General features: G+C 37.6%; 7 protein-coding genes. 6 read left to right on the top strand and 1 reads right to left on the bottom strand.

What is annotated here, in order from left to right:
* The first annotated feature begins 901 nt into the window (after nucleotides 1-901).
* Nucleotides 902-1,876 (top strand): serine hydrolase domain-containing protein, encoded by a 975-nt coding sequence (locus FFM71_RS02360; protein ID WP_137610581.1) that lies wholly within the window; start codon nucleotides 902-904, stop codon nucleotides 1,874-1,876.
* A 193-nt stretch (nucleotides 1,877-2,069) separates the two neighbouring features.
* On the opposite strand, the gene FFM71_RS02355 is transcribed toward FFM71_RS02360, so the two are convergent.
* The gene (locus FFM71_RS02355; RefSeq protein WP_137610580.1) at nucleotides 2,070-3,413 is read right to left on the bottom strand and encodes a Mur ligase family protein; all 1,344 of its coding nucleotides are present in this window, start codon (nucleotides 3,411-3,413) and stop codon (nucleotides 2,070-2,072) included.
* 153 nt (nucleotides 3,414-3,566) lie between these two features.
* Here FFM71_RS02355 and FFM71_RS02350 point away from each other — a divergent pair, with 153 nt between their 5' ends.
* From FFM71_RS02350 to upp, 5 genes are read left to right on the top strand one after another with little or no spacing between them, the layout of a single operon-like run.
* Nucleotides 3,567-4,148, top strand: coding sequence for a thymidine kinase (locus tag FFM71_RS02350; protein ID WP_137610579.1), 582 nt, complete (start codon nucleotides 3,567-3,569; stop codon nucleotides 4,146-4,148).
* A 24-nt stretch (nucleotides 4,149-4,172) separates the two neighbouring features.
* Nucleotides 4,173-5,270, top strand: coding sequence for a peptide chain release factor 1 (gene prfA / locus FFM71_RS02345; protein ID WP_137610578.1), 1,098 nt, complete (start codon nucleotides 4,173-4,175; stop codon nucleotides 5,268-5,270).
* The gene (gene prmC / locus FFM71_RS02340; protein WP_137610577.1) at nucleotides 5,215-6,096 is read left to right on the top strand and encodes a peptide chain release factor N(5)-glutamine methyltransferase; all 882 of its coding nucleotides are present in this window, start codon (nucleotides 5,215-5,217) and stop codon (nucleotides 6,094-6,096) included. Before prfA ends, prmC begins: the two co-directional genes overlap by 56 nt.
* 2 nt (nucleotides 6,097-6,098) lie before the next feature.
* Nucleotides 6,099-7,109, top strand: coding sequence for an L-threonylcarbamoyladenylate synthase (locus tag FFM71_RS02335; RefSeq protein WP_137610576.1), 1,011 nt, complete (start codon nucleotides 6,099-6,101; stop codon nucleotides 7,107-7,109).
* A 12-nt stretch (nucleotides 7,110-7,121) separates the two neighbouring features.
* A complete protein-coding gene (gene upp / locus FFM71_RS02330; RefSeq protein WP_137610575.1) occupies nucleotides 7,122-7,751 on the top strand; it encodes a uracil phosphoribosyltransferase in 630 nt (209 codons plus the stop codon).
* Nucleotides 7,752-7,797 lie beyond the last annotated feature (46 nt).

Here is a 7,797-nt window from a genome sequence, read left to right as displayed (position 1 = left end):
ACGATTTTTTGTGTGAATATGAAACGAATCCAACAATTGTTAAAGGAAAAAAGCAAAGAAAATAAGTAAATAATAGAAAAAATGGCACGCTAATTGGTTAAAAACATCAATTAACGTGCCATTTTTGAATTCCATGAATCCTTATTAAAAAAATACTATAGTTTTTCAGCGGCCTCGTCTCGTCCCTTGGTTTTAAACTTTATCAAAATTCGGTAAATCTTAAAATTTGCTCGATGGTGTAATGGCTAAAGCCATAACGCTACACCCACAGCCGGTAAATGTTCTCAGTCCTTCCGACTAATTTTCAAGCTGTTGGTATAACATTTGCCTAAATATTCTGATTATTTAAATGTTAAAGAAGAGAGGATTGATTAACGACAATAGATTGTATCTTGAAATTTGAAAATGGATTAGAATATATCTTTAGTACGCATGTTGCTAGCTAAATATCCCATCTCTTCTGTCTAGTCGATCGTTATTAATTGAATGTGAAATTTGCCAAGTAAAAATATTCAATTGCTTTTATATAAGATGAGAGATTGATATGGACCATGTCATGGTAGTTTTAAATTCAATTTATTTAAAATCACAATTGGACATTCCTATTATAAAAAAACTAGTTGGAAGAGCTGAGAGTATTCATTTGCAGCGAAAGTGGTGTTAGAACTTTAGTCCTTACACCACCGGGCGTGTTGGAAACTTACCGGGCTTTGGTAAGGCTTCAACCGAGATTTTAGACCGATTTTTGGCTCGAATCGTACCGTGTAGCATATGAATACTCTCAAATCTGGAAACGGCATACTTTCAACTAGCACCATGCGTATCTTTAGTGAAACGTCTATAATTTAATGTAATAGAAACGGCAATCGTTACTTATTGAAAAATTGAAGGGTAGAGTTGTATGGCAAATTTTGAAGAGACTAAAGCACAGATTATTGATTTGGTTAATAAAAGAATCGTTCCCGGAGCAAGTTTTGGCTTCATAAATTCAGCTCAGACGCAAAAATTCATTTATGGCAATAAAGAGTGGGTTCCAGAAATAAAACCCTTAAAAGGAGACGAATTGCACGATTTGGCCTCATTAACGAAGGTGATGGGGACTGTGCCTTTGATTTTGAAGATGTTAGATGAGAAATTGATTGGTTTACATGATCCTATTAATAAATATTTGCCGGAATTTTCTGACAAACGAGTGGAATTATTTCATTTAATTACTCATACTTCAGGAATTCATGGTTTTATCCCTAATCGCGATGCCTTGAACACTGATGAATTGATTCAGGCATTATTGAAATTACCCGTTACCGATACTTTTAACAAAAAAGTCGTTTACACGGATACTGGATTGATTTTTCTAGGATTAGTAATTGAAAAGTTTTATCAAATGCCTGTTCAAGACGCAATTATGAAATATATTATTGAACCGGAAGGTTTGAAAGATGCGACATTTGAGCCAGATGCTAAGCGTTGTGTACCAACTTATGAAGTCGCTGGGCAAATGCTTCAAGGAATCGCTAATGATCCCAAGGCTCGTCAACTAGGGAAACACTGTGGCTCTGCTGGTATGTTTGCGACACTTGATGATGTAATGAAGTTCGCCCAGAATATGTTAAAGCCTGATAAAAAATTCTTGTATCACAATTTCACTAATTTAAATCCTGGTCGTTCACTTGGTTGGGATGTGAAACCAGATGGTTCTGGTCACGTATTGTTCCACACCGGCTATACGGGTGAATTCTTGGCAATCGATTATAAACATCAAACGGCCATGGTTGTTATGACTAACCGAGTACATCCAATTCAAACAAACCAATTATTTTTGGAACGTAGGGAAACAATCTTACAGTCATTTTTAGACGAGAGTTGTGATAAATAAGCATATGTATGTTGGAGACTCGCGGGTTTTGCGAGGCTTCAACCGAGATTCGAGACCGCACTTTGGCTCGGGCCGTTCCGCGCAGCAATTGAATACTCTCAGCTCTGGAGACGGCATAATTAAACTTTCAACCTTTAGTAATTTGGTATAAAAATAACCTCTTGGACTTTTTATTTAATCCAAGAGGCTATTTTTATTTTTGTTTAATATATCCTTTATCCATCAAAGCTTTTCTTAATCCCAACATTGCAGTGTAAGTAGCAAGCACATACATTTTGTCTGTCGGAATATTTGGAATCTCTTTAACAAAGTCATCAATTTCAACAGTTTCGATATTCTTGTTCATATCTAAACCGGCAATCTTAAAACGATAAGTGACGTCTTTGACACGTTTACCGCCGGTAATGACTAATGGCAATTTTTGGTAGTCGAAATCTTCAAAGTTGGCATCCCAGATCCAACTAGTATCAATTCCATCAGCGTAATTAGCATTTAACAGAAAGGCTAGTGTATATGGATCTTTGTCACTCAAGACTGTTTCAATAACTTGATTCAAACCGACTGGATTTTTGACCAAGATGATGTTGACATTCTTGCCGTCAACGTTGATAGTTTCCTGACGCCCAAAGACTTTTTCGTCATAAGTGAAGGCCTTTTGCATCTGTTCCACGTTGATACCCATTTCTGAGGCGATGGCAAAAGCAGCCAAAGCGTTGTAGACGTTGTACTTACCACCAATATTCATGGTAAATTTGTTGCCGTCGATTTCGAATTCAGTTTTGTTAGGTAAGAGAGTTGAAATATTATTTACTTGATATTTCAATTCACTACGTTTGAATCCACAGTTGGGACAGAAGTAGCTGCCCAAGTTAGCATATGAGATCATGTGATAGTGCAAAATATGATTACACTTTGGACAAAGGACCCCGTCAGTATTTGTTGGAGCTTTGAAATCCTCTGTTTCGTGACCCTTGTCTGAGAATCCATATGAAACGACTTTGTTTGGTAAATCTTTTGATGAGAAAATTGCGGCATCACCATTAGCAATAATTGTTGCATCAGGTGCCATCTTGATACCGTCAAGAATTTTTTGATAAGTCGTGTAAATTTCACCATAACGATCCATTTGGTCACGGAAAATGTTAGTCAGCACGAAATATTTAGGCTTAATGTAGCTACAAATGATGGGAACATTGGCTTCATCAACTTCAAGGACTGCGATTGGACGTTTACTCTTCTTGTGATGAGTCACAAAACTAGTAACGATACCTTGAATCATGTTAGAACCGGTTGGGTTTGTTAACACGTCATCGAATTTTTGAATCAGCATCTTATTGATCAAAGATGTTGTTAAAGTTTTACCATTAGTACCGGTAACAACGATCAAGTCGTAATCTTTGCCTAGGCTCTTTAAAATATCTGGATCAATCTTGTAAGCAATTTTTCCAGGGTATGAAGAGCCGCCGTTGAAAAATTTACTCAAGATAAAGTAGGATGTTTTGCCTGTTATTGTTGCTATTCCTGATTTGAATGTCATTACTAAAACCCCGAATTTAAATTAATTAAAATAATATTATCACACCTAACCTCTATTTTAGCTGATTTTGTTTGAATTTGGTTAATGTTTAATGTGTTCAAGGCGTCATTTTTTCGTTATAATCTTGTAGGACATATTTTTGGAGGCGTAATTTTGGCTCAATTATTTTTTAAGTATGGTGCTATGAATAGCGGAAAATCTATCGAGATTTTGAAAGTAGCACATAATTATGAAGAACAAGGCAAGTCAGTTATTTTGATGACTAGTATTTTAGACACCCGTTCAGGTACTGGAAGAATAGAGAGTCGGATGGGATTGAACCGTGATGCGATTGCTTTGAAGGATGATTCCAACGTTTTTGAAATCGTCAAGTCAGAGAATCCAAACGCGGCTTGTGTATTGATCGATGAGTGTGAGTTCATGAGTAAAGACCAAGTTTTGCAGGCCGCACAAGTTGTGGATGACTTAGGAATTCCCGTAATGGCATTCGGTTTGAAGAACGATTTCAGAAATGAATTGTTTGAAGGAACAAAATATCTCTTATTGTATGCTGATAAATTGGAAGAAATGAAGACAATTTGCTGGTTCTGTACAAAAAAAGCTACAATGAATATGCGTATGGCTAATGGTAAACCAGTTTATGATGGTGATCAGATTGCAATTGGTGGTAATGAAATGTACTATCCAGTTTGCCGTCGACACTATAACCATCCTCCAATGCTCAATAAAGACTAGTAGATAGAAGAAAGGATATTTAAGTTGGATAAAATATTTGAACAACTAGAAACATTGCTTGAAAGATATCAAGAACTTCAAGAATTAATGAGTGATCCTGAAGTTATCAATGATACCAAGCGTTACATGGCCTATTCAAAAGAAGAAGCCGATATGCGTGACGTTGTTGCTGCTTTTAGAAGATATAAGGAACTAAAACAGAGTATCAGTGACAGTGACGAGATTCTTCGTGAAACTGACGACGCTGAAATGCAATCAATGGCTAAAGATGAGATGGAGACTTCAAAGAAAGAACTTGAAGAAGTTGAACATAACATTACACTTTTGATGCTGCCTAAGGACCCTAATGATGATAAGAATATTATCATGGAAATTCGTGGTGCCGCTGGTGGGGATGAAGCCAGTTTATTTGCGGCTGATCTTTTGAGTATGTACAGCAAATATGCTGAAAAAGAAGGCTGGACCTTTGACATCATTGATGAAACTGATACCGAGGTCGGTGGTTACAAAGATGTCGCCGTTATGATCACTGGTACAAGTGTTTATTCGAAGTTGAAGTATGAAAATGGAGCACACCGTGTTCAACGTATTCCTTCAACTGAATCTCAAGGTCGTGTTCATACATCAACCGCTACAGTAGCCGTTATGCCTGAATATGATGAAGTTGATCTTGAACTTGATCCCAAGGATATCAGAACGGATGTTTATCGTTCATCTGGTGCCGGTGGTCAACATATCAATAAGACATCATCAGCTGTTCGTATGACCCATATTCCTACAGGTATTGTTGTTGCTATGCAGGATCAACGTTCACAGCAACAGAACCGTCAAAAAGCTATGCAAATTTTGAAATCACGTGTTTATGATTATTATGAATCAGAAAATCAAAGTGAATACGATGAACAACGTAAGTCCGCGGTTGGTACGGGAGATCGTTCTGAACGTATCAGAACTTATAACTATCCCCAAAACCGTGTTACTGATCACCGAATTGGGTTATCTTTGAATAAACTTGACCGAATTATGAATGGTGATTTGGGAGAAATCATTAGTGCCTTGATTGTTGATGACCAAACCAAGAAGTTGGAGCAAATTCAAAGTGGAGAAGCTAAGTTATTCTAACGCCCTGAAAAGGGCTTTTTCTATGTTAAAGGACCAAAACAAATTTCCGGAAGATGCTCAGTATTTAATGGAAGAATTAAGCGGTTTCAACTATACACAATTACAACTTCATCGAAATGATTATGTTCCAAATGATATTTGGCGTAAGTTTCGGGATGGGTTGGCTCGTTTAATGATGGATGAGCCAGTGCAGTATATTTTGGGATACGCATATTTCATGGATCGCAACTTTTCAGTTAATCAGAACGTACTTATTCCACGCCAAGATACTGAAGAAATGGTTCAACAAATTATTGAAGAACATGGTCCAGAACAAAAAAGTATCTGTGATATTGGAACCGGGTCCGGTATTATTGCCGTGACGTTGGGCTTGGAATTTCCTGATGATGAAATTTTGGCAACCGATATCTCTAACGATGCTTTGCAGGTGGCCGAACTAAATTCTGAGAATTACCAAACTAATAATATTTTTTTTGAGCAAAGTGATTTGTTTGAAAGTATTGAACCACAGAAATTTGACATCATCGTTTCGAATCCACCATACATTGCTGAGGATGAGAAAAAGGATATGGATATAAGCGTTATTAAGTATGAACCGGATTTGGCTTTATATGGTCAAGATAATGGGTTAGAATTTTATGAGAATATCACTAAGAAAGTTCAAAATTACCTTTCTGATGCTGGAATTTTATACATGGAGTTCGGATTTCGACAAAAAAATGCAATAAAACAGATTTTTTGTGATAATCTACCCAATTATGTTGTAGAATTTCATAAAGATATAAGTGGGAATTACCGATATCTAAAAGCTAAAAAGGAGATGTAGTATTGGATACTGAGATACTTGAGAGTACACAGATTCAAGAAGCAGCAGCATTTCTTGCTAAAGGCCAATTGGTTGCCTTTCCAACCGAAACAGTCTACGGCTTAGGTGCTGACGCAACAAGACCTGATGTAGTCAAAGATGTCTATGCAGCTAAGGGTCGTCCAAGTGACAACCCGTTGATTGTGCACGTCTCCAGTCCTGAGATGGTCTGGGAATATGCCGACAACAGCTACAAACCATTGGCTGAGAAGCTAATGAAGGCATTTTGGCCGGGTCCATTGACGATTATTATGCCAATTCAGCCTGGCAAACTTTCCAAAGCAGTTACAGGGGGACTTACAACTGCTGCCTTTAGAATGCCTAATAATAAGGCCACTTTGAATCTTATCAAGACTTTTGGCAAGCCAATCGTTGGACCATCTGCTAATACCAGTGGAAAACCAAGTCCAACGTTAGCTAAGCATGTTTATCATGATTTGCATGGTAAAATTGCGGCTATCTTGGATGATGGACCAACAAAACTTGGGGTGGAATCAACTGTCATCGACTTGTCAGTTGAGATACCAACGATTTTGCGTCCAGGGATGATTGATTCGGACGATCTACTGAAGGTTATCGACAATGTTAATTCTGATCACCACAAGGTCACGGCAACAGAGGTTCCCAAGGCACCAGGTATGAAGTACAAGCACTATGCACCAAGCGCACAAGTCATCATTGTTGATGATAAAAAAGATTTTAAACAAGCAATTGCTGAATACGTCGCTAAGGATGTACCACTGGGCATCATGGCTACAGATGAAATTTTGCAAGAAGTTCCTGACAATATTGAAACCTTCTCATTAGGTCAAGATGTTCTAAGTGCTTCAAGAGAGTTGTTTGCTGGCTTACGTCAGTTGGACAACGACCATGTAGAATATATTCTGGCCCAAGGATTCGCAGACGTTGGGCACGGTGCTGCATACAGTAATCGTTTGAACAAATCAGCCGGCAACACACATTATAAAAACTAAGGAGATTCACAAATGTCTAAATTTACAGTATTAAACCATCCATTGATTCAACATAAACTTACAATTATCCGAAACAAGCACACTGGTACAAAGGTATTCCGTGAAGTTGCCAATGAAATTGGTGAATTAATGGTTTATGAAATTACTCGTGACTTGCCTTTGAAGGATGTTGAAGTTGAAACACCAATGGGTAAATCAACTCAAAAAGTTCTTGCTGGTAAAAAACTAGCTGTTATTCCTATCCTTCGTGCTGGACTAGGTATGGTCGATGGTGTCCTTGAGTTGATTCCTGCTGCCAAAGTTGGTCATATTGGTATGTATCGTGATGAAAAAACTTTGAAACCACATGAATATTTTGTGAAGCTTCCTAACGATATTGACCAACGTGAGCTATTTATCGTTGATCCAATGCTTGCTACTGGTGGTTCCGCTAATATGGCTATTGAAGCCTTGAAGAAACGTGGAGCCAAACACATGCGTCTAGTTGTCCTAGTTGCTGCTCCAGAAGGTGTTAAGGCTGTTCAAGATGCACATCCTGATGTAGATATTTACGCAGCTTCACTTGATGAGAGAATTACTGACAGTGGTTATATCTTCCCAGGATTGGGTGATGCCGGTGATAGATTATTTGGGACAAAATAAGGATTTCATTGTTTTAATATATAAAATTTAGTGTTATTATTTTGTG

It is taken from the genome of Companilactobacillus huachuanensis (genome assembly GCF_005404815.1).
GTDB lineage: Bacteria > Bacillota > Bacilli > Lactobacillales > Lactobacillaceae > Companilactobacillus > Companilactobacillus huachuanensis.
The sequence above is the reverse complement of the archived record's forward strand: the minus strand, read 5'-3'. Positions and strand labels throughout refer to the sequence as shown.